General features: G+C 66.8%; 20 protein-coding genes. 9 read left to right on the top strand and 11 right to left on the bottom strand.

Annotated elements, in window-relative coordinates; all coding sequences use genetic code 11:
• Positions 1-2: 2 nt before the first annotated feature.
• Together LO787_RS07440 and LO787_RS07435 are read right to left on the bottom strand one after the other, a co-directional pair.
• The gene (locus LO787_RS07440; RefSeq protein ID WP_232495212.1) at positions 3-908 is read right to left on the bottom strand and encodes a GGDEF domain-containing protein; all 906 of its coding nucleotides are present in this window, start codon (positions 906-908) and stop codon (positions 3-5) included.
• Between the two features lie 292 nt (positions 909-1,200).
• Positions 1,201-1,980 carry a helix-turn-helix domain-containing protein gene (locus LO787_RS07435; protein WP_232495211.1) on the bottom strand — a complete coding sequence of 260 codons (780 nt, stop codon included), beginning with the start codon at positions 1,978-1,980 and terminating at the stop codon, positions 1,201-1,203.
• Between the two features lie 95 nt (positions 1,981-2,075).
• Here LO787_RS07435 and cobA point away from each other — a divergent pair, with 95 nt between their 5' ends.
• The 6 genes from cobA (at position 2,076) to LO787_RS07405 (ending at position 6,580) form a co-directional block, all read left to right on the top strand.
• Positions 2,076-2,858 carry a uroporphyrinogen-III C-methyltransferase gene (gene cobA / locus LO787_RS07430; protein ID WP_232495210.1) on the top strand — a complete coding sequence of 261 codons (783 nt, stop codon included), beginning with the start codon at positions 2,076-2,078 and terminating at the stop codon, positions 2,856-2,858.
• The gene (locus LO787_RS07425; RefSeq protein WP_232495209.1) at positions 2,855-3,151 is read left to right on the top strand and encodes a DUF2849 domain-containing protein; all 297 of its coding nucleotides are present in this window, start codon (positions 2,855-2,857) and stop codon (positions 3,149-3,151) included. The genes cobA and LO787_RS07425 overlap by 4 nt, the downstream gene beginning before the upstream one ends.
• Positions 3,151-4,785: a nitrite/sulfite reductase gene (locus LO787_RS07420; protein ID WP_232495208.1), complete on the top strand. Its 1,635-nt coding sequence runs from the start codon at positions 3,151-3,153 to the stop codon at positions 4,783-4,785. Before LO787_RS07425 ends, LO787_RS07420 begins: the two co-directional genes overlap by 1 nt.
• Positions 4,778-5,212, top strand: a complete 435-nt coding sequence (locus LO787_RS07415; protein WP_232495207.1) for a DUF934 domain-containing protein — start codon at positions 4,778-4,780, stop codon at positions 5,210-5,212. Before LO787_RS07420 ends, LO787_RS07415 begins: the two co-directional genes overlap by 8 nt.
• 38 nt (positions 5,213-5,250) lie before the next feature.
• Complete coding sequence (locus tag LO787_RS07410; RefSeq protein WP_232495206.1) at positions 5,251-6,069, top strand: phosphoadenylyl-sulfate reductase; 819 nt, start codon at positions 5,251-5,253, stop codon at positions 6,067-6,069.
• Positions 6,070-6,130: 61 nt separating this feature from the next.
• Positions 6,131-6,580: a nuclear transport factor 2 family protein gene (locus LO787_RS07405; protein WP_232495205.1), complete on the top strand. Its 450-nt coding sequence runs from the start codon at positions 6,131-6,133 to the stop codon at positions 6,578-6,580.
• Positions 6,581-6,597: 17 nt separating this feature from the next.
• Here the strand turns inward: LO787_RS07405 and LO787_RS07400 are convergent, their stop codons facing one another.
• Positions 6,598-6,939, bottom strand: a complete 342-nt coding sequence (locus LO787_RS07400) for a hypothetical protein (protein ID WP_232495204.1) — start codon at positions 6,937-6,939, stop codon at positions 6,598-6,600.
• A gap of 186 nt (positions 6,940-7,125) precedes the next feature.
• On the opposite strand from LO787_RS07400, the gene LO787_RS07395 reads away from it, so the two are divergent.
• The gene (locus tag LO787_RS07395; RefSeq protein ID WP_232495203.1) at positions 7,126-8,331 is read left to right on the top strand and encodes an MFS transporter; all 1,206 of its coding nucleotides are present in this window, start codon (positions 7,126-7,128) and stop codon (positions 8,329-8,331) included.
• Positions 8,332-8,335: 4 nt separating this feature from the next.
• Here the strand turns inward: LO787_RS07395 and LO787_RS07390 are convergent, their stop codons facing one another.
• The gene (locus LO787_RS07390) at positions 8,336-8,872 is read right to left on the bottom strand and encodes a dihydrofolate reductase family protein (RefSeq protein WP_232495202.1); all 537 of its coding nucleotides are present in this window, start codon (positions 8,870-8,872) and stop codon (positions 8,336-8,338) included.
• Positions 8,873-9,041: 169 nt separating this feature from the next.
• On the bottom strand, positions 9,042-12,641 hold the full coding sequence (gene putA / locus LO787_RS07385) for a trifunctional transcriptional regulator/proline dehydrogenase/L-glutamate gamma-semialdehyde dehydrogenase (protein WP_232496277.1): 3,600 nt from the start codon (positions 12,639-12,641) through the stop codon (positions 9,042-9,044).
• A 99-nt stretch (positions 12,642-12,740) separates the two neighbouring features.
• Between putA and LO787_RS07380 the strand changes: the two genes are divergently transcribed.
• Positions 12,741-13,211 carry an Lrp/AsnC family transcriptional regulator gene (locus LO787_RS07380; RefSeq protein WP_232495201.1) on the top strand — a complete coding sequence of 157 codons (471 nt, stop codon included), beginning with the start codon at positions 12,741-12,743 and terminating at the stop codon, positions 13,209-13,211.
• 183 nt (positions 13,212-13,394) lie between these two features.
• On the top strand, positions 13,395-14,264 hold the full coding sequence (locus tag LO787_RS07375) for an SDR family NAD(P)-dependent oxidoreductase (protein WP_232495200.1): 870 nt from the start codon (positions 13,395-13,397) through the stop codon (positions 14,262-14,264).
• Positions 14,265-14,312: 48 nt separating this feature from the next.
• Here the strand turns inward: LO787_RS07375 and LO787_RS07370 are convergent, their stop codons facing one another.
• From LO787_RS07370 to LO787_RS07345, 6 genes are all read right to left on the bottom strand, one after another.
• Positions 14,313-14,591: a DUF167 domain-containing protein gene (locus LO787_RS07370; protein ID WP_232495199.1), complete on the bottom strand. Its 279-nt coding sequence runs from the start codon at positions 14,589-14,591 to the stop codon at positions 14,313-14,315.
• Positions 14,591-15,151: a gamma carbonic anhydrase family protein gene (locus LO787_RS07365; protein WP_232495198.1), complete on the bottom strand. Its 561-nt coding sequence runs from the start codon at positions 15,149-15,151 to the stop codon at positions 14,591-14,593. The genes LO787_RS07370 and LO787_RS07365 overlap by 1 nt, the downstream gene beginning before the upstream one ends.
• Complete coding sequence (locus LO787_RS07360; RefSeq protein WP_232495197.1) at positions 15,148-17,379, bottom strand: spermidine synthase; 2,232 nt, start codon at positions 17,377-17,379, stop codon at positions 15,148-15,150. Before LO787_RS07360 ends, LO787_RS07365 begins: the two co-directional genes overlap by 4 nt.
• A gap of 185 nt (positions 17,380-17,564) precedes the next feature.
• Positions 17,565-18,134, bottom strand: coding sequence for a GNAT family N-acetyltransferase (locus LO787_RS07355; RefSeq protein WP_232495196.1), 570 nt, complete (start codon positions 18,132-18,134; stop codon positions 17,565-17,567).
• The gene (gene hemB / locus LO787_RS07350; RefSeq protein WP_232495195.1) at positions 18,127-19,122 is read right to left on the bottom strand and encodes a porphobilinogen synthase; all 996 of its coding nucleotides are present in this window, start codon (positions 19,120-19,122) and stop codon (positions 18,127-18,129) included. Before hemB ends, LO787_RS07355 begins: the two co-directional genes overlap by 8 nt.
• Positions 19,123-19,232: 110 nt before the next feature.
• Positions 19,233-20,861 (bottom strand): M23 family metallopeptidase, encoded by a 1,629-nt coding sequence (locus LO787_RS07345; protein WP_232495194.1) that lies wholly within the window; start codon positions 20,859-20,861, stop codon positions 19,233-19,235.
• Positions 20,862-21,014: the final 153 nt, after the last annotated feature.

The following is a 21,014-nucleotide window of genomic DNA, read 5'->3' as shown; positions in this document are numbered from 1 at the left end:
GGTCAACCTACGGCAAGGCGGACGGACTTTTCCATTTCCAGCCGGTTGCGCCCCTTCGCCTTGGCCACAAACAGCGCCATCTCGGCCCGCTCAATAGTAGAATCGAGCGTGCCGCCGATGTTCGCCACGCTGGCGCTGACGGTCATGGCGAAGTGGCTGGCACCGACCGTCTGCTTGAGCTCGGCGAGCGTGGTTACCACCCGGCGACATATGGCCTCCGCCTCGGCAGGGGTAACGCGCGGGAGGATCACCGCGAACCGCTCCGACCCGATGCGCGAGATGATGTCCTCCGTCCGCAGGAGTTCGCGCAACAGGTCAGCGAACACCGTGAGCACCTCGTCGCCGACGCTCTGGCCGTACTGCATGTTGATGGTGCGGAAGAAATCGATGCTGAACAGGCCAAGACACCCGTCCATCCGCGCTTCCAGCATGTGCTCCAGCATCGAGATGAAGGCCGTGCGGTTGGTGAGCCCGGTCAGCGGATCGGTGTAAGTCGCAGTGAAGAGCCGTTCGCTGAGCGAGCGCATCTCGTCCACGTTGCGCATTACGCCCAGCACGCCATACGGGGCGCCGTCATGGCGCAGGAGTGCCCGCAGTCGCAGTTCGAACCAGCGCTTGCGTTCGTCGCGGGTCAGCGCGGGAAATTCGATCCAGTCGACATCCTCGCCCGCCATCGCCCGTGCATGAGCGCGAGCGATCTGCTGCTTCGCCTCCGGCGCCACGAGATCGAGGATGTGCGGACCGACCAGCGCCGCGCCATCGCGCGCGGCTTCTTCGGCACCGAGTTCGGCGATGCCCGAGGTCGCGTGGACGATGAAACCCTTGGGGTCGGTCTTCAGGATGACGTCCGTCGTGCTCTCCGCGAGCATGCCGTAGAGGACCGAGCTTTCCTGGAATGTAAAGTTCATGCCCATGCCGACTACTTCCCGGATGCTGCCTCGACCGCCCTTCAGCGGCCCACATGACCGCCTCGAATCCGCCCTAGAAGCTTTTAGTAAAACACTCCGGAGATAAAATTAATATCATTAACCAAATTTCTTTGCGCCTCAATTTTTTGATATTAGTTTTGTTATATAACCAACTTAATCATCATTGTTATTTGTGAAGAATTTACCATTCAATTCATTTACTGAAAGCGCAAACGCGGTCTGCAATTTATTAGAGCGCCACAACAGCACAGAAACTGCCGTGCGGATCGAATCAGAGTTCGATCATGATCCGAACCTTCTCCGGCGTCGTCTCGACGGCGGCGGCAATCTGATCGCGACAGCGGGATATCAGCTCGGACAGGCCTGGCACGGTGCGGCTCGGCCGCAGTTCCGCCACTTCGACCCCAAGCGCTTCCGCGATGGCGTCGATGCGCTCTTCGATCGGACGCGCCCGCCCCTGCTCCCATGCCCAGACCGTCGGCTTGCTGACGCCGAGGCGGTTGGCCAGTTCGCCCTGCGTCAGTCCGCGCAGTTTGCGCAGGCGATGGAGGCGCTCGCCAAGGCTCTCACCTCCGATGGCGCCCGGACCTGCCGGAGCCGGGGCCGCACCAAGGCCAAGCTCGGTCTGCACGGCGCTGCGAAGCTGGGCCGCGCGCAGGGTGGCGCTCGGGATCGGTGTGATGAAGGCACAGCCGTAAAGCTTGCCGCTGGCCCATATCACCTTCGCACGCGAATGCGGCGCGTCGGGCAGATCGAGTTCAATCGTCTCGCCGATCTCCAACTCGACCTGGCTTTCCAGCAGCACGCCGGTTTCGGAGAAATTATGCAGGACCACCGGGGTATGCTGGCCGGATTCCAGCGCGCCTTGCGTCTCAAGAAGCAGTCGACGACGCTCCGCACGAGGACGCCCGACGACTTCGTCTGCTTCGAAATGAGCCGCAATGGCCATGCACCACCTCCATTTGGTGAAGCAAACGTCCATTGGTTCGGTTAAAATTTGGTTAGGACGCGGGTTAATGATGCACCGCAAAAGCTTTTTATTTTCATCCAACCCGTGTGATCTCACCGACCATAAAGCTCCCCTTACCCCCCACAAAGCCATTCTGGCTGGCATGGGAACGCGCTCAGGCCCATCTGCGCCTGACCATGGCACAGAGTCGCGATCCCAAAGCCCCCCGAGTGGGCACAGTCTATCTCGTCGGCGCAGGCCCCGGCGATCCGGACCTGCTGACGCTGCGCGCCGCGCGCCTGCTGATGAGCGCCTCGATCGTCGTGCATGACGGCCTCGTCGATCCCGCGATCCTTTCCATGGCACGCCCGACCGCGCGGCTGATCTCCGTCGCCAAGGCCCGCTCGCGCCACACCATGAAGCAGGAGGAGATCAACGCCCTCCTCGTGCGCGAGGCGCTGGCCGGCAACGATGTCGTGCGGCTGAAGGGCGGCGATCCCTTCGTGTTCGGCCGTGGCGGCGAGGAAGCGGAAGCCTGCAAGGCGGCGGGCGTGCGCGTGGAAGTCGTGCCCGGCATCTCCTCGGCACTCGGCGCATCGGCCGCCGCGCAGATCCCGCTGACCCACCGCGACCATGCCTCGATCGTCAGCTTCGTGGCGGGCCAGTGCAAGGGCCTATCCGACCAGGACTGGTCCGGGCTTGCGGGCAAGGGCCGCACGCTGGTGATCTTCATGGGCATCGCCACCGCCGCGCAGATTTCTGACAAGCTCATCGCCGACGGCCTTGCGCCCGACGTGCCGGTGGCTGTGATCGAGAAGGCGACGCGCGCCGACATGCGCGTGCTGCGCAGCCCGCTCGCCGGACTTGCTCATCTGGTGGAGATCGAAAGGGTGCAAAGCCCCGCGCTTATCGTTATCGGCTCCGTGACCGCGGAAGCGGACAACACCATTCGCGCCGTGGCGCTGGAGGCAGTACAGTGAAGATCCTGACGGGCAACGACCTGAAAAGCGGAGCCGTCGTCTGGTGGACCGGCGTCAGCTGGTCGCTCGACGTGAACGACAGCGCCGACGTGGGCGATCATGGCGCCGCGATCATCGCGCGCGAGGAAGGCGTGCAGAACGTCTTCGCGGCCTACGTCGTCGATGGCGAGAAGACCGAAGAGGGCGTGCGTCCCGCGCATATCAAGGAGCGCATCCGCGCCTTCGGTCCGACCGTGCGCCTCGATCTGACGCTCAAGCCTTCCGATCCCGACGCTCTGAACTGGGTGATCTGATGTACAAGTATGACGAATACGACCAGCAGATGGTCGATGTGCGGGTCGAGGAATTCCGCGATCAGGTCCGTCGCCGCATTTCCGGCGATCTGACCGAAGACCAGTTCAAGCCGCTGCGCCTGCAGAACGGCCTGTACCTCCAGCTGCACGCCTACATGCTGCGCGTGGCGGTGCCCTACGGCACGCTGAACTCCACGCAGATGCACCTGCTGGGCGACATCGCGGACAAGTACGACCGTGGCTATGGCCACTTCACCACCCGCCAGAACATCCAGTACAACTGGATCAAGCTGGAAGAGACGCCCGACATCCTCGCCGAGTTGGCGAAGGTGGAGATGCACGCGATCCAGACCAGCGGGAACTGCATCCGCAACATCAGCTCGGATCAGTTCGCCGGTGCCGCAGCCGACGAGATCATCGACCCGCGCCCTTATGCGGAGCTGCTGCGCCAGTGGTCCAGCTTCCACCCGGAATTCCTGGTGCTGCCGCGCAAGTTCAAGATCGCCGTCATCGCATCCGAAAAGGACCGCGCGGCGATGCGTCTGCACGATATCGGCATCAAGATGGTCCGCAACGATGCGGGCGAGATCGGCGCGCAGTTCTACGCCGGTGGCGGCATGGGCCGCACCCCGATGATCGCGCCGCTGATCCGCGAATTCGTGCCGCTGGACCAGCTCATCACGTTCTCCGAGGCGTGCCTTCGCGTCTACAACCGCTATGGCCGCCGCGACAACAAGTACAAGGCGCGCATCAAGATCCTCGTCCATGAACTGGGCCGTGACGAATACGTCCGCCAGGTCGAGGAGGAGTTCGCCCACCTGCTGACCCAGCCGATCGAGCCGCCGCTTGCCGAGCTGGAGCGCATCAAGGCGCACTTCGTCGAGCCCGCCTTCGAGACCGGCCTTTCGGACGATCTGGACCTGACCGATCCCGACTTCCGCCTCTGGGTGGAGCGCAACACCACCGCGCACAAGCAGCCGGGCTACGTCATCGCGACGGTGAGCCTCAAGCCCGTGGGCGGCATTCCCGGCGACGCCTCGGCCGACCAGATCCGCCTGATGGCAAAGCTGGGCCGTGAATACTCCTTCGACGAACTGCGCGTGACCCATGCCCAGAACATCGTCCTGCCGCATGTGAAGAAGGCGGACCTCTACACCGTCTGGCAGGCGCTGGACGAAGCGGGCCTCGCCACCGCCAACCTCGACACCGTGGGCGACATCATCGCCTGCCCCGGCCTCGACTACTGCTCGCTGGCGAACGCCCGCTCGATCCCGGTCGCGCAGAAGATCTCCGAGCGGTTCGGCTCGGCGCAGAAGCAGGCGGAGATTGGTGAGCTGAAGCTCAAGATCTCGGGCTGCATCAACGCCTGCGGCCACCACCACGCGGGCCACATCGGCATCCTCGGCGTCGACAAGAAGGGCCTGGAAAACTACCAGCTCCTGTTCGGCGGCAGCGAGGGTGCGGACACCTCGCTCGCAAAGATCATCGGCCCCGGTTTCACCGAGGATGGCGTGGTCGACGCGATCGAAAAGGCCACCGAAGTCTATCTCGCCAACAAGCAGGGCGAGGAGCGCTTCCTCGACACCTATCGCCGTATCGGCATGGACCCGTTCAAGGAGGCCATCTATGGTTGACGTCCAGTTCCGCTTCCGTGACGACGAGGCCGTCAACGATCCCGCCGTCACCGTGGATGCGTTCTCCGAACAGTCCAACGCCACCGCCGTGCGCATCGAGCCGGGCGACGACGCCCGCGATCTGCTGCCGCATCTCGACCGTATCTCGCTGGTGGAAGTCAATTTCCCCGCGTGGACGGACGGTCGCGGCTATTCATCGGCCCGCATCCTGCGCGAAGCGGGATACGAAGGCGAGATCCGCGCGGTCGGCGATGTCGTGATCGACATGCTGCGCCACCTGCGCCGCTGCGGTTTCGATGCCTTCGCGCCCGAAAAGGCGCTCAACCCCGCTGACGCGAAGAACGCCTTCGAACGGTGGGACAACGTGTACCAGGCAACCGTCGTGGACGGCCGCCAGGCCATCTGGGCCAAGCGCCACCCCGCCTGAACGGGAGCGTAAGTCCAAGGGCCAGAAGGGATATCCCTATGTTCCGTACCGAAGCTGAAAACGAAGACCGTATCAGAGACCGCATCGACACGTCCGCCCGGTTCACCGAGGCGGACGCGGTGCGGCTCAACCGCCTGTTCCGCGGCACCGACACGAGCGAGATGCTCGAAACGCTGCTGAACGAACGAATGGCGGGCGATGTGGCGATCGTGTCCAGCTTCGGTGCGGAAAGCGCCGTCCTGCTCCACCTCGTCGCGAGCGTGGACCCGAACGTGCCGGTGCTGTTCCTCGAAACCGGCAAGCACTTCCCGGAGACGCTGGCCTATCGCGACACGCTGATCGCGCGCCTCGGCCTGACGAACCTCATCAACCTGACGCCCGACGCGGCGGAGATCGCCAAGAAGGACGAGAACGGCCTGCGCTGGTCATTCGATCCCGACGGCTGCTGCGAGATCCGCAAGGTCAAGCCGCTGGCCAAGGCACTGGCGCACTACGACGCCTCGTTCACCGGGCGCAAGTCGTTCCAGGCCGCGACCCGCTCGCACCTGCCGCGCTTCGAGATCGACACCACCGACGCGCAGGGTCGCCTCAAGATCAACCCGCTGATCGACTGGTCGGCGGAGCGTCTGGCCGAATACATCGCCGAGCATGACCTGCCCCCGCACCCGCTGGTGGCGGAAGGGTATCCCTCGATCGGCTGCATGCCCTGCACCAGCAAGGTCGCGCCGGGCGAAGACCCGCGTTCGGGCCGCTGGAAGGGCTGGGACAAGACCGAGTGCGGCATCCACGTCCCCGGCAGCGACGACAAGAGCGGCCCCGCCAGCGAACTGCCCCCGGGCTTCGATCCGGTCTTCTGAACCGGCACAGGCATGGTAGACTTGCCGGGTCGGGCACACACCCGACTCCGGAGAACTTGCCATGCGCCTGTTCGGGATTCTTGCCGCTTCGCTGATCGCCTTCCCCGCCCTTGCGCAGGATGAGGGTAGTCTGCGTCAGGCCGATGCCGCCCAGCATCAGGCCGCCCGCACTCGCGACGCTGACGCGCTCGACGCCATGATGCACCAGGCATTCGCCGTGAACTCCCCCGAAGGCGAGATCTGGTCGCGCGAGCGAACGCTGGCGCTCTGGCGCAACCGGGGCATCGGCCACGACCGCTTCGACCGTTTCGTCGAGAACGTGTCGCTCGACGGCAATGTCGGCGTAGTGGCGGGGCGGGAGATCGTCCAGCCCTCCACCGACAGCATCGCGGGCAAACGCCGCGCCGACGGCGGGCAGCCGGTCGAACGGCGCTTCACCAACGTGTGGCTATGGAAGGACGGTCGCTGGTGGTTCTTCGCCCGCCACGCCAACGAAAAAGTGGCGAAGTAGGCGGTCAGGTTCGTCCGTCAGCGCTGCTTCTTGGTGATCGCCGCGTTGAAGTCGGGATCCTTCTTGGCCACCCAGTCGACGAACTTGCGCACGTTGGGGTGGAGCAGCAGGCCCTCCACGTCCATGCCGTGGCGCTGCAGTTCGGAATTGGTGAAGTTGGCGATCAGCGTCTGCTGGCAGATCGGGTGCATCGGCACCACGTCGCGCCCGCCCCGACTCTTGGGCACGGGATGATGCCACACGATCGTCTGGCCGGTGGGTCGCCCGCACAGCCAGCAGGGCACGGGCTCTGCCGGGGTTTCCTCTTCCTCGACATGCAGGTCTTCGCGGGGACCATGCTTGGAATACTTACGGGCCATGGGTCTGCCTGAATTGCCTGAAATCGCCCCGGCCTCTACAGCGCCTGCCTTCGCGACACCATAGCCCGCCACGCGCCAACCCGGCGACAACCGCCGGCGATGCAGGTTATTCACAGCAGCGTTGCGTAATTTGCACGGCTCACCGGGTAGCCGTGATACGCAAACGTTTCTATGTTGCAACGCAACATGACTCAGCACAGTTCAGCCCCCAGCCGCGCGACCCACCCCGCGCTCGTCATCCTTGCCCTTGCAATGGGTGCCTTCGCCATCGGTACCACCGAATTCGCGGCGATGAGCCTCGTCCCCTTCTTCGCCCGCGACCTCGGCCTGACCGAGCCACAGGCAGGCCACGCCATCAGCGCCTATGCACTGGGCGTCGTCGTGGGCGCACCGGTGATCGCGGTGCTGGCAGCCAAGCTGGAACGGCGCAAGCTGCTGATCGGCCTCATGGGCGTCTTCGCCATCGGCAACGGGCTGTCGGCGCTCGCCGCCAACTATCCGCTGCTGCTGCTGTGCCGCTTCGTCAGCGGCCTCCCGCATGGCGCCTACTTTGGCATCGCCGCGCTCGTCGCCGCCTCGATGGTGCCCGCCAACAAGCGCACGCAGTCGGTGGCGATGGTGATGTCGGGCCTCACCGTCGCGACCATCATCGGCGTTCCCGCCGCCAACTGGCTGGGTCAGGCGCTTGGCTGGCGCAGCGGCTTTGCGGTCGTGTCGGTGCTCGCCATCACGACGATGGCGCTGGTCGCGCTCTACGCCCCGCGCCAGCCTGCTGACGCCGCCGCCAGCCCCCTGCGCGAACTTGGTGCGCTGCGCCGCCCGCAGGTGCTGCTGACGCTCCTCACCGGCGCGATCGGCTTCGGCGGCCTGTTCTGCGTCTACACTTACGTCGCCTCGACCATGATCGAGGTTACGCACGTCTCCGAGCAGTTCGTCCCTGCCGTGCTCGCCATCTTCGGCATCGGTATGACCGCGGGCAACCTGTTCTGGGCCTGGATCGCCGACCGCGCACAGACCAAGGCAGCCATCGGCGCGCTGCTGTTCAGTGCGGCCTCGCTGGCGCTGTTCTCGCTGATGGCGGGCAATATCGTGACGCTGTGCATCGTCGTGCTGCTGATCGGCTTCGGCGGTGGCCTCGGCACGGTGCTGCAGACGCGCCTGATGGACGTTGCGGGCGATGCGCAGGCACTAGCGGCAGCGGCGCATCACAGCGCCTTCAACATGGCCAATGCGCTCGGCCCATGGCTTGGCGGCATGGCCATCGCGGCAGGCTACGGCCTGACCTCGACCGGCTGGATCGGCGCATGCCTCGCGCTGGCGGGCCTGGCGATCTTCCTCGTCACGATATCGCTGCACAAGCGGGACGCGGCGATGAGCGCCTGCCCCGCCTGACCGTTCAGGCGTCCAGCCTGCGCTCCAGATGCATGTGGACGGCGTCTGCGGTCGTATCGAGTTCGGACACGAAGTAGTTCTCGACCGGGATGTCGTCCTCGAACAGCGGCGCTCCGTTGCCGAGGGTGCGGGATACCACGCGCAGCCAGATCTCGTCCGCATCGCTGGACCGCAGCGCCGCCCGCATGGCGCCGCCCTCTCCCACGACCAGCACCGCCTTGTCACCGGCCGCTTCCTGAGCCGCGGCGAAGGCGGCGGTGTAGCCGGTCATGAAATGGAACACCCCTCGCGCGGGAATAGCGGAAGGCGCATCCGTCACCACGAAGACCGGGGTCTTCGCCGGATAGGCATCCTCGATCCAGCCGGTGTCGGCGGAGAGTTCGAACGAACGGCGGCTCATGACCACCGCGCCGCACACCTCGTCCAGCCGACCTGACAGGCCGGAACCATGGAGATCAGCGGCGGAGACAACACTCCTGCCGCGAGCGTCAGCCCAGAACCCATCGAGGCTCGAGGCCGCATCGACGATCAGTCTGCCCATATCCTTACTCCCGCCTGCATTCTAACGGAACACGGTGTGGTCGCAACGGCGCAAAGCTTGGACTTTCGTATAGGTTTCCGAGATTCAACCCCATTGTTGCCCATTTGCGACAGCGGGAGCGCTGGCGCACGACGAGGCGAACGAGAATACGTTATATTACGGTAGTTTGTCAGCCGATCATCATGAGGCTGGCATTGCCGCCCGCCGCCGTCGTGTTGACCGAAGTCGACACTTCCTCCAGCAAACGCGCGCAATTCGGCCCTGCGCCCTGCTCGTCCCAGCGATAAACCGGCACGATCGGGCCAGACAACTGCGCCGCCGAGTCGCAAGCGGAACGGACGGCCTGTGCGTCGCCCTCGACCAGGCAGGCGGCGAAGACTTCGGCCGGATCAGCCGCAAAGCGCGCCGCGATCGCCGCTGGAAGCCCGCGAGGCAGCGCCATACCCTCCACCGTTGCGACGTTGCCGGTGGCGAGAACGGCGGCCATCTGGCCGATGAGCCCTGCATGCGTCGTCGGCCGCAGTAGCACTCGACCGCGCGGATGCAGCGCATAGACATTGCGCTCACCCACCGGCCCCGGGAGCAGGATTTCCATACCGAGCGCCGAATTCCGACCCAGTTCCCGGGCAGAGGCGCCCAGCGGGCTTTCGCCCTGACCGTCCAGCCATTCGGCGAACTTCGTCAGCAGTGCCGGGGCTTCGCCCGAGGCCGCCAAAACGGCCGGAGCCTGCTGCACCAGACGCCCGAGATAGAGCGGCCCGCCCGCCTTCGGGCCGGTGCCCGAAAGCCCGCGTCCGCCGAATGGCTGGACGCCGACGATGGCGCCGATGGTGTTGCGGTTGACGTAGAGATTGCCCGCCCGGATCGCGCCCGTCACCCGCGCCACCGTCTCGTCGAGGCGGGTGTGCAGGCCAAAGGTCAGGCCGTAGCCGGTGGCGTTGATGCTTTCGATCAGCGCGTCGAGGCCATCGCGGCGGAAGCGCACGACATGCAGGACCGGGCCGAAAACCTCGCGTTCCAGCTGGTCTATCGAAGCAATCTCGATGATCGTGGGGGCGACGAAAGTGCCGCGCGCAGTCTCCTCGCCCAGCGCGACCTGCTCGACGCGGCAGCCCTTGGCGCGCATCGTTTCGATGTGGCGCACGATGTTCGCCTGCGCCCCGGCGGTGATGACGGGGCCGATGTCGATGGCGAGGCGCTCCGGATTCCCGACTTTCAGTTCCGCGAGTGCGCCCTTGAGCATCGTCAGCGTGCGGTCGGCGACGTCTTCCTGCAGGCACAGCACGCGCAGCGCCGAGCAGCGCTGGCCGGCGCTGTCGAAGGCGGAGGCAATGACGTCGGCCACGACCTGCTCGGCCAGCGCGGAGCTGTCGACGATCATGGCGTTCTGGCCGCCGGTCTCCGCAATCAGCGGAATCGGGCGGTTTTCCGCCGAAAGTCGCGTCGAAAGCTGGCGTTGGATGAGGCGCGCGACTTCGGTGGAGCCGGTGAACATCACCGCGCAAACCTGCGGCGCGGCGACCAGCGCAGCGCCGAGTTCGCCTGCTCCCGGCATCAGTTGAAGCGCATCGGCGGGGACGCCCGCTTCGTGCAGGATACGCACCGCTTCGGCGGCGATCAGCGGGGTTTCCTCGGCGGGCTTGGCCAGAACCGGGTTCCCCGCCACCAGCGCCGCAGCCACCTGCCCCGCGAAAATGGCCAGAGGGAAGTTCCACGGAGAGATGCACACAACTGCACCTAGCGGTGCCTGAGCGACACCGAAGGTATCCCGAGCCTGCTGTGCGTAATACCGCAGGAAGTCGATCGCCTCCCGAACCTCGGCGATGGCGTTGGCGGCGGACTTGCCCGCCTCGCGCATGGCAAGACCCATCAGCGGACCCATGCGCGCCTGCATCAGATCGGCGGCGCGTTCCAGCATGGCGGCGCGTTCCGCGACCGGGACCGTGCTCCAGTTCGAGGCGGCGGCACGAGCGACGGCGGCGGCGGCATGTTCGGGCGCGAGTTCGACCACGGTGCCGACCACGTCGTCATGATCGGCGGGGTTGCGGACCGGCTGGCCCTCCCCTTCCACGCCCTCGGGCGCGGCGCGCCATGCGACCTTCGCGGACTCGACCAGCGCCTGCGCGAGCGCGGCCAGCGCGGGCTCGTCGGTGAGGTCGATGCCGTCCGAGTTGCGGCGGTCGGGATAGAGACCGGCGGGCGCCGCGATCAGGTCATGCCGCGCGCCGGGGCTGGGCATGGCGCGCACCACCTCGACCGGATCGGCGACCATAGATTCCACCGGCACCGCAGGATCGGCGATGCGGTTGACGAACGAGGAATTCGCCCCGTTCTCCAGCAGGCGGCGCACCAGATAGGCGAGCAGCGTCTCGTGCGTGCCGACCGGCGCATAGATGCGGCAGGGGCGGTCCAGCTTGTCCTTGCCCACCACCAGCGAATAGAGGGGCTCGCCCATGCCGTGGAGGCACTGGAACTCGTACTGGCCGACAGCAAAGTCCGGTCCGGCAAGCTGGTAGATCGTCGCCAGCGACTGCGCATTGTGCGTCGCGAACTGCGGGAACACCGCATCCGGCGCCGCCAGCAGCTTCTTCGCGCAGGCGACATAGGCGACGTCGGTATGGACCTTGCGCGTGTAGACCGGGAAGTCGGCGAGGCCGTCCACCTGTGCACGCTTGATCTCCGCATCCCAGTAAGCGCCCTTGACCAGCCGCACCATGATCCGACGTCCGGCGCGGCGGGCAAGATCGACGATCCAGTCGATCACGAAGGGGCAGCGCTTGCCGTAAGCCTGGATCACGAAGCCGAGGCCGTTCCAGCCCGCCAGATCCGGGTCGAGCGCCAGGCTTTCCAGCAGGTCGAGCGAGAGTTCGAGGCGATCGGCCTCCTCCGCGTCGATGTTGAAGCCGATGTCGTAGCCCTTGGCCATCAGCGCCAAGGCCTTCACGTCGGGCAGCAGTTCGCCCATGACGCGCTCCGCCTGCGCACGGGCATAGCGCGGGTGCAGGGCGGACAGCTTGATCGAGATGCCCGGCCCCTCGTAGATACCTTTACCAGCAGACGCCTTGCCGATGGCGTGGATCGCGTTCTCGTAATCGGCGTAGTAGCGCTTGGCGTCGGCGGCGGTCGTCGCCGCCTCGCCCAGCATGTCGTAGCTGTAGCGGAAGCCCTTCGCCTCCAGTTCGCGGGCGCGCTTCACTGCCTCGTCGATGGTCTCGCCGGTGACGAACTGCTCGCCCATCATGCGCATCGCAAGGTCGACGCCGCGCCGGATCACTGGCTCACCGGCGCGCGCGACAAGGCGGGTGAGCGCCGCGCCAAGACCCTTGTCGTCCACCGAGCCGACCAGCTTGCCGGTTACGACGAGGCCCCAGGTCGCCGCGTTGACGAACAGCGACTTGCCGCCGCCCAGATGCGCGCCCCAGTCGCCATCGGCGATCTTGTCGCGGATCAGCGCGTCGCGGGTGTCGTTGTCGGGGATGCGCAGCAGCGCCTCGGCAAGGCACATCAGCGCCACGCCTTCCTGGCTGGACAGCGCATATTCCTGCACCAGCCCCTCGACGCCGGTGCCCTTGTGGTTGGCACGCAGCGTGGTGACGAGCGCGGTCGCCGTCTCGCGCACGGCCCTTCCCGTCTGCGCATCCAGCGTCGCCGCGTCGAGCAGCGGCGCAAGGCACTCGGCCTCGTCGCGGCGGCGGGCATCGGCGATGGCCTGACGCAGCGGCGACATGGGACGGACGGCGGGGGCGAACTGGGCGAAGGGCGTGCTCATGGCCGCGATGCTATCCGATTCCCGCTTGTCGATCTGCCTTTTCAGAGCCACAGAATGATCCGATCCGACTTATTATCGGCATTCTTCAAGGTGAATTGCATGGCCAAGGCCAATCAGCCGGTCGATCTGGACGACCTCGACCGCAAGATCATCGCCGTGCTGCGGGCCGACGGGCGGATCACCGTGACCGATCTCGCCAAGGCGGTCGGCATGTCGAAGACGCCGTGTCAGGTGCGGCTGCGGCGGCTGACCGAGACCGGCGTGATCCGGGGCTTTCGCGCCGTGGTCGATCCCGCCAGCCTCGGCCTCGATCACGTCGCCTTCGCCGAGGTCAAGCTGTCCGACACCCGCGAGAGCGCGCTGACCGAGTTCAACCGCGCCGTGCGCCGCATTCCCGAGGTGGAGGAATGCCACATGATCGCCAGCAGCTTCGATTATCTTCTCAAGGTCCGCACCGCCGACATCCGCCGTTACCGCGTGGTGCTGGGCGAGAAGATCTCCAGCCTCCCGCATGTCGCCAGCACCTCCACGTTCGTGGCGATGGAGACGGTGAAGGACGCCTCAAGCTGATCGCTGCGGCGGTGATGGGGGCGGGCGCGTTGACCTGGGTCGCCCTACCCATAGGGTAAGAACAAGGCATCAATCTTCGTCATTGCGAGCGAAGCGAAGCAATCCTGGACAGCTCCACAAGGCTCCGGATTGCTTCGCTTCGCTCGCAATGACGAAATGATTGGCCAAATGGGGAGAACTTGCATGGCCGATCAGCCACCCGTCGCCATCGTGACCGGCGCCAGCCGCGGCGCGGGGCGCGGCATTGCCGTCGCGCTCGGCTCGCACGGTTGCACGGTCTACGTCACCGGCCGCTCGCAGAAGGAAGGCGACGCCTCCATGCCGGGCACCATCCACGCCACCGCGCGCGAAGTGACCGAAGCCGGAGGGCACGGCATCGCGGTCGCCTGCGACAGCGGCGACGACGCGCAGGTGGCGGCGCTCATCGCGCAGGTCATCGCCGAGCAGGGCCGCATCGACATCCTCGTCAACAACGCTTGCGCCGTGCTCGACAGCCTCAGCGCGCCGGGGCAGTTCTGGGAAAAGCCGGTGGAGATCGGCAACATGATCTCGGTCGGCGTGCGGAGCGGCTTCGTGACGAGCTGGCACGCGGCGCGCCACATGGCGAAGCAGGACAAAGGACTGGTGCTGTTCACCTCCTCGCCCGGATCGATGCACTACTGCTTCGGCCCGGCGTATGGCGCGCACAAGGCGGGGCTGGACAAGATGGCCTTCGACATGGGCACCGACTTCGCCGATGCGGGTGCGAACGTGGCGGCGGTGTCGGTGTGGATGGGCTCGCTCACCACCGAGCGGCTGATGCAGATGATGGAGCAGATGCCCGAACGCTTCGCCCATCTGGAAGGCACGCTGGAATCGGCAGGCTATACCGGCCACCTCGCCTGGGCGCTGTGGAGCGACCCGCAGATGATGCGGCACAATGGCCGCACGGTAATCGGCGCGGAGCTTGGCCGCGAATACGGGATCACCGATATCGCCGGGAAATTCCCGCCCTCCTCGCGCGAGGGGACGGGCGCGCAGCCGCCGGTCTATGCGGCCTACAAGGTGAAGTAAGGCATCCCGGAAAAGGCGAAGGCCGCGGCAGGGGCAACCACCGCCGTGCTACCCCACCCGGAACTGCTTCTCTCTGGAGGTTGCGCCGCGCAGCAGTTCCACGCTCGATGCCGCCACCCCCAGCGCCCGCGCCAGCAGTTCCCGCACGGCTTCGTTGGCCTTGCCGTCCTCCGGCTTGGCACGGACTTTCGCGCAGAGGCGGCCCCCGACGATCTCCAAAGCTTCAACCTTTGCGCCGGGGGTGACGCGCAGCGCCAGCCTGCCCTCACCGTCGATCAACGCGCGCAGCATGTCCGCATCGGGAAAGTCCGCCTTTACCCGCGCCATCAGCCTTTCAACCCGAGCGCCTCGGCATGCATGGCGGCATTGACGACGTAACCCCGGACGCCTGCGAGGTTCGCCGCGATGGCCTCGTCGGTCAGGTCGCGCAGGTACTTCGCCGGGCGGCCCATCCAGAGCTGGCGCGCACCGATGCGCTTGCCCGTAAGCTGCGCGCCCGCAGCCAGCATGCCGTCAATCTCGATATAGGAGCCGTCCATGACGATGGCGCCAAGGCCGACGAAGGCGCGGTCCTCCAGCGTGCAGCCGTGGATCATTGCCATGTGGCCGATCAGAACGTCCTCGCCGATGATGGTCGCGTAGCCGTCCGGGCGGGAGGGCTTGGGGCTGTCGCAGTGGACGACGGTGCCGTCCTGGATGTTGCTGCGCGCGCCGATGACCACGCGGTTGACGTCGGCGCGAATCACGCAGTTGTACCAGATGCTGGCATCCGGCCCGATCTCGACGTCGCCGATGATGCGGCAGCCAGGCGCGATGAAGGCGCTGGAATGGATGCGCGGCGTCTTGCCGTGGATCGACGCGATGGTGATGTCGTGGCGCTCTGTCATGGATTCCCCGTCAGCCTGCTCCAGCGGACATGCGGAAGGATGGAGGCATGATCGTCCGTCCACGGTTCCGGCGCCCGTTCTTCGAGCGTCTTCCATGGGCTATCGGGTTGCGAACGCGCAAGCCTGTCCAATACGACAGCGTCCGCCGAAAGCGCGATCCAGCGCGAGGGCGTGTAGCGCACCTCGTCTTCCGGGAAGTCGAGCCGGGACAGCGCCGCCAGCCCGGTCGCCCGCGCATTGGCGCCGACCACCGGCGCCAGGTCGATGTAGCGATTGGAGATGTGCAGCATCAGCAGCCCGCGAGGGGTCAGCGCGCGGCGGTAGACCTGCATCGCTTCCGCCGTCAGCAGATGCATGGGGATCGCGTCGGACGAGAACGCGTCGATCACCAGCACGTCGAAGCTGCGCGGCGCGATCTTCGCCAGCTCCAGCCGCGCATCGCCGATGACGACGCGGGCCTTGGGGGTGCAGTCGCCGAGGAAGGTGAACTTGCGCTCGGTCGAATAGCGCAGGATCACCGGGTCGATCTCGAAGAAGGTCCACGCCTGTCCCGGCTGCGAACGGCAGGCGAGCGATCCGGTGCCGAGGCCCACCACGCCAACACGGGCGCGCGGACCTTCGATGGCGGGCGTGGCGGCAAGCGCGAGGGCGACGCCGGAGGTCGGGCCGTAATACGTCAGCGCATCGTGGGCGTGCCCCGGTTCTAGCGACTGCATGCCGTGCAGCGTCGTCCCGTGGGCGAGCGTGCGCAGGGTGCCCTCGGCATTGTCGCGCAGGGTGTAGATGCCGAAGTAGCTGCGCGTGCGCTCCCCCTCCAGCGTGGCGCGGATGGTCCACAGGCCGCCCTGCCCGACCATCGCGATCAGCAGGACCAGCGCGAAGGCCCAGCGCCAGCCCATCACCATGATCCCGGTGCCGACGAGGAACACCGTCAGCATCATCACGAAGAGCGCGGCATCGTCGTCCAGCACGCTGTCGGCCAGCTGCCAGCCGAGAAACAGCGCGAAGAGCAGCAGCAAAACGAGCGCGATCCGGCGCATGGCGGGATCGGTGCGGTCGGGGTCTTGCCAGTTCAGCAAAGGCTCCAGCGGCATCAGCAACGCGGCGGCGAGGACCAGCAGCGGGTGCTCCCAGGCCCAGTCGAACACCAGCGGCGCGATCAGCGCGGTGAACATCCCGCCCAGCGCGCCGCCCGCCGACATCGTCAGGTAGAAGCGGGTCAGCTGGCCCTCGGCAGGCCGCAGGTCGTAAAGGCGGGCGTGCAGCGAACTCGCCACGCAGAACAGCAGCAGGCAGGTGCCGCCGACCATCCAGAGCGTGCCCGATCCGTTGGACAGCATCGCGAAGCTGCCCGCGCACAGCACCACCACCGGCGCGATCCGGCTCACCAGATGCGCTGGTCCACGCCGGTCGGCGAAGGCGACCACGAAGCTCAGCAGGTAGAGCCCGAGCGGGATCACCCAGAGCAGCGGCATCGCGAAGATGTCGGTGGTGAGGTGCGTCGTCGTCGACAGCATCAGGCCCGAGGGCACGGCGGAAAGCAGCAGCCACAGGGCGATGGTGCGTCCGGGAATGCGCTCGGCACTGCCGGCCTGCACGACCGGCGCGGGCGCATCGCGGCGGCTCGCACCGGCCAGCGCCACCAGCACGACCAGCACCGCGAAGCCGCAGGACCACGCCAGGCTCTGCATCCGCACGCTGAGCAGCGGCTCGGCCAGCAGCGGATAGGCGATCAGCCCCGCGAAGCTGCCGAGGTTGGAGGCGGCATAGAGCGCCCACGGAGCCCCGGCGCTGGGGGATGCGGCGAACCAGCGCTGCATGAGCGGCGCCTGCGCGGAGACGACAAAGAACACCGGCCCGATGCTCGCCGCCAGCAGCAGCGGCACCCACAGCGCCTCGGGCAGACCGGAAACGCGCGGCAGGTCGGCCAGCCCGACCGGCAGGGTCAGCGCGGCTATCAGCAGCAGTGCGACATGGACCATGGCCTGCCGCTTCAGCGTGAACCGGCCCAGCCAATGCGCGTAGGCGTACCCGGCCAGCAGCAGCGCCTGATAGACCAGCATCGCGCTGTTCCACACGTTCGGCGCGCCTCCCAGCCGCGGCAGCGCCATGCGCGCGACCATCGGCTGGACGAGGAACAGCAGGAAGCTCCCGACGAGGATCGTCGCCACGAACAGCCCGCGCCTTGCGCTGGCGGGAGTGGCGGTTTCGTCGGTCTGTTGCGTCATGCGGGCAGTGGTCCCCTGAATGTGGGGAACAGGTACTTGGCGCGGAACGGGAAGGATAGTCCTGAGAGGCCGTATCCCTCATTCGTCATTGCGAGCGCAGCGAAGCAATCCAGCGGAGCGGGCCGACCATGGATTGCTTCGCTGCGCTCGCAATGACGAAGGTTGGAGTTTGAGCATAGGATCTCTCAGCGCCCTGCCCGCCAAGCCTCCGCCGTGATCGAATGCACAATTGTATTGCCCACCGGCGGCTCGAAGCGCGGGTCGACGAAATCCAGTTCCTCGCGCCGGACCATGCCGAGGCGGCGCATCAGGCCCCAGCTGGCGGTGTTCTCGATGTTGGTGATGGCGAAGATCGCGCCCGCACCGAACTTCTCGAACCCGGCCTCCAGCGAAGCGGCGGCGGCTTCCTTCGCATAGCCCTGCCCCCACGATTCCTCGCGAAAGCGCCAGCCGATCTCCATTTCGCCGGGAAAGGTCGCGCCCGGTGCGTCGATGACCTTGAGGCCGCAGAAGCCGAGAATCTCGCCGTCCGTCTTGCGCTCCACCACCCAGAACGTGTGGCCGAGGCGCTGCTGGAAGCCGATGACGCGCTCCTCGAACAGCGCCACTTTCGCCGCGTCCATCACCCCGCCGAGATGGCGCATGACGGCAGGGGTGTTGGTGACTTCGGCGAAGCGCACGATGTCACCCCCGCGCCAGTCGCGCAGTATGAGCCGGTCGGTTTCGAGCCGGAACTCAGGCCGAGGATCAGCCACGCAGCAGCCGCGCGGCGTGGGCGGCGTGGTACGTCAGCACACCCGAGGCCCCTGCCCGCTTGAACGCCAGCAGCGTCTCCAGCACCATCGTGTCACGATCCGCCGCGCCAGCCGCGACGGCATGCTCGATCATCGCGTATTCGCCCGAGACCTGGTAGGCGAAGACGGGAACCTCGAAGGTGTCCTTCACCCGGCGCACGATGTCGAGGTAGGGCAGGCCCGGCTTGACCATCACGCTGTCCGCGCCCTCGGCCAGATCCATCTCGACCTCGCGCAGCGCTTCCTCGGTGTTGCCCGGGTCCATCTGGTAGGTCTTCTTGTCGCCCTTGAGCAGCCCGCGCGAGCCCACCGCGTCGCGGAACGGGCCGTAGAACGCCGAGGCGTATTTGGCGGCATAGCTCATGATCTGGACGTTGATGTGGCCGGCTTCCTCCAGCGCGTCGCGGATCGCGGCGATGCGGCCATCCATCATGTCCGAGGGCGCGATGATGTCCGCGCCCGCGTTCGCCTGGTTGAGCGACTGGCCCACCAGCGCCTCCACCGTGGCGTCGTTGAGGACGTAGCCCGCCTCGTCGATCAGGCCGTCCTGACCGTGGCTGGTATAGGGATCCAGCGCCACGTCGGTCAGCAGGCCGATCCGGTCGCCCAGCTCCGCCCGGATCGCCCGGATCGCGCGGCACATCAGGTTGTCGGGATTGAGCGCCTCGGCCCCGTCCTCCCTGCGCCGCTCGGGCTGGGTGTGCGGGAACAGCGCGAGCACCGGGATTCCCAGCTCCACCGCTTCCTTCGCGCGTTCCACGATCAGATCCACCGACCAGCGCGATACGCCCGGCAGCGCGGCGATGGGCTGCTCGACGCCCTCACCCTCGGTGATGAACAGCGGCCAGATGAGGTCCGCCGGGGTCAGCACCGTCTCGCGATGGAGCGCGCGGCTCCAGGCGGTGGCGCGGGTACGGCGAAGGCGAGTGTGGGGGTAAGTGCCGGTCATGCGGCGCTACCTGCCGGAAAACGGCGGTGGGGGCAATTGGCCGAGGGTTGCGAAGGATGACGGGACGGTTGCGTAATTCCTCCCCGAGCTTGTCTCGGGGAGGAACTCAGTTATCGCGCCAGCTTGTCGATCTCGCGCTGCGGTTCGGCCACATCGCTCGGCGCCGGTTCGATGGAGGACAGCGCCGCGCCGGGGGTCACGCCCAGCAGCGCATTGAGCCGCGCCTTGAAGGCATCGCGCTCGCGCCCGTCGATCTGCGGGCTCTGCACCACGGCGATGCCTGCGGGGTTGATGGTGCGCCCGCCGCGATAGGCTTCGAAATGGAGATGCGGCCCGGTGGAAAGCCCGGTGGAGCCGACATAGCCGATCACCTGCCCGGCCCGCACCCGCGTGCCGTTGCCGACCGCGATGCGGCTCATGTGGCCGTAGCCAGTGCCCAGCCCGCCCGCATGCTGGAGCCGCACGTAGTTGCCGTGCCCGCCGTGCCGCCCGGCGAACGTCACGACGCCGTCGGCCACCGCATAGATCGGCGAGCCGTAGCGCGCGCCGTAGTCGATGCCCGCGTGCATGCGCACATAGCCCAGGATCGGATGGCGGCGCGCGCCGTAGTTGGAGGTAATGTGCCCCGCCACCGGCTGGCCGATCGGCACGCTGCGCGGCTGGCCGACGGCGGTGGCGGCGAACATGTCGCCGTCCTTGCCCCAGCGCAGCAGTTGCAGCTTCGATTTGCCGCCGCGCTCGACGCCCGCATAGAGCAGATCGCCGACTTCACGCTCACCCTTGGCGGAGCGCTTGTAGCTCAGGATCATGTCGAACTGGTCGCCCGAGCGCAGGTCGCCATCAAGGCTGAGATACTTGTCGACCGCGCGCAGGTACGACTGGATCGCCCCCACCGGAGCCCCCGCATTGCGCGCCGAGCGATAGAGGCTGGAGCCCACGGTGCCGCGAATGCGCAGCGGAGTCTCGTCGACGCGGATCGGGTGGCGGACGGCCATGAGCCCGCCTGCACCGCGTTCGATAGAAAGGTCGAGGTCGAAGCGAGCGCGGAACGCCAGCGAATCGAGCCCGCGCGGCGCCCCTTCTGCGGCGCGGCGGCCAAGCGTTATGTCGAACTGGGTGCCGGGGCCGATCTCTCCGGCGGGAACCACCTGCCCGACCAGTTGCGTCACTTGCGCCACGTCGCCGGGGGCAAGCCCCGCGCGGGTGAGCATGCGGGCAAGGTCGTCGCCCTGTCCCAAAGTGGAAACGAGCTGGATGGTCGGGCGCTCGGGCACGCCGGTCAGCGGGCTGACCAGTGGCGTCGCGCCCATGTGGCGGCCGGTGTCGGCGCCGAGCGCGAGCGGGGCGATGGACTGGCTGCGGAACTCGTCGCGCGCATGGACGTCGAGCGGCATCGTCGTGGCGGCCTCTACCGCCGTGAATCCGGGAAGCAGCGCCAGTGCCGCACCGCTGAGGCCCAGCATCGTCGCCAGCCCGCGCAGCCATGTCCTGCTACCGATGTCGCTGGCAAGATCGGGCGCAAGGTCGACGCGCGCGCACCAGCTTTCGATTCTCTCACGCAGGCCGGGCCGGGGAAGGGCGGTCTCATCCTCGGCAGGAACGGTCGGGAAGGCGAGAATGACGGGTTCGTCGTTCGGGCGAGGGGAGCGATGCGGGGACGCGGAATCCGCCGGGACCGCCCGCTGGGCGTCCTCGACTTCTGCCCGATCCTCTCGGTCACGCTGCTGCGCCCTGAACAAGATGCGCGGTTCCCTTTTAGCAACCCATTGCGGCCCGCAGCGCGGACCTCGCGCACTTTCCCTGCCCGAACAAGGTTACGAACATCCTAAGACTGTGGATTCATGGGGGTCCGTCCGACGACCCGAGTCTTGCGAGCGGCGGGTGGCGGTGCC

The organism is Novosphingobium kaempferiae (assembly GCF_021227995.1).
Lineage (GTDB): Bacteria > Pseudomonadota > Alphaproteobacteria > Sphingomonadales > Sphingomonadaceae > Novosphingobium > Novosphingobium kaempferiae.
This window is presented reverse-complemented; position numbering and strand designations above follow the sequence as displayed.

Excerpts from the sequence above, each read along its gene's own strand:
- LO787_RS07370 (WP_232495199.1), bottom strand. The coding sequence starts at position 14,591 with ATGGCGCGGGTAAAGGCGGACTTTCCCGATGCGGACATGCTGCGCGCG.
- LO787_RS07410 (WP_232495206.1), top strand. The coding sequence starts at position 5,251 with ATGTTCCGTACCGAAGCTGAAAACGAAGACCGTATCAGAGACCGCATC.
- cobA (WP_232495210.1), top strand. The coding sequence starts at position 2,076 with ATGGCACAGAGTCGCGATCCCAAAGCCCCCCGAGTGGGCACAGTCTAT.
- putA (WP_232496277.1), bottom strand. The coding sequence starts at position 12,641 with ATGAGCACGCCCTTCGCCCAGTTCGCCCCCGCCGTCCGTCCCATGTCG.
- LO787_RS07380 (WP_232495201.1), top strand. The coding sequence starts at position 12,741 with ATGGCCAAGGCCAATCAGCCGGTCGATCTGGACGACCTCGACCGCAAG.
- LO787_RS07375 (WP_232495200.1), top strand. The coding sequence starts at position 13,395 with ATGGCCGATCAGCCACCCGTCGCCATCGTGACCGGCGCCAGCCGCGGC.
- LO787_RS07405 (WP_232495205.1), top strand. The coding sequence starts at position 6,131 with ATGCGCCTGTTCGGGATTCTTGCCGCTTCGCTGATCGCCTTCCCCGCC.
- LO787_RS07420 (WP_232495208.1), top strand. The coding sequence starts at position 3,151 with ATGTACAAGTATGACGAATACGACCAGCAGATGGTCGATGTGCGGGTC.
- hemB (WP_232495195.1), bottom strand. The coding sequence starts at position 19,122 with ATGACCGGCACTTACCCCCACACTCGCCTTCGCCGTACCCGCGCCACC.
- LO787_RS07440 (WP_232495212.1), bottom strand. The coding sequence starts at position 908 with ATGAACTTTACATTCCAGGAAAGCTCGGTCCTCTACGGCATGCTCGCG.
- LO787_RS07400 (WP_232495204.1), bottom strand. The coding sequence starts at position 6,939 with ATGGCCCGTAAGTATTCCAAGCATGGTCCCCGCGAAGACCTGCATGTC.
- LO787_RS07395 (WP_232495203.1), top strand. The coding sequence starts at position 7,126 with ATGACTCAGCACAGTTCAGCCCCCAGCCGCGCGACCCACCCCGCGCTC.
- LO787_RS07390 (WP_232495202.1), bottom strand. The coding sequence starts at position 8,872 with ATGGGCAGACTGATCGTCGATGCGGCCTCGAGCCTCGATGGGTTCTGG.
- LO787_RS07365 (WP_232495198.1), bottom strand. The coding sequence starts at position 15,151 with ATGACAGAGCGCCACGACATCACCATCGCGTCGATCCACGGCAAGACG.
- LO787_RS07360 (WP_232495197.1), bottom strand. The coding sequence starts at position 17,379 with ATGACGCAACAGACCGACGAAACCGCCACTCCCGCCAGCGCAAGGCGC.
- LO787_RS07415 (WP_232495207.1), top strand. The coding sequence starts at position 4,778 with ATGGTTGACGTCCAGTTCCGCTTCCGTGACGACGAGGCCGTCAACGAT.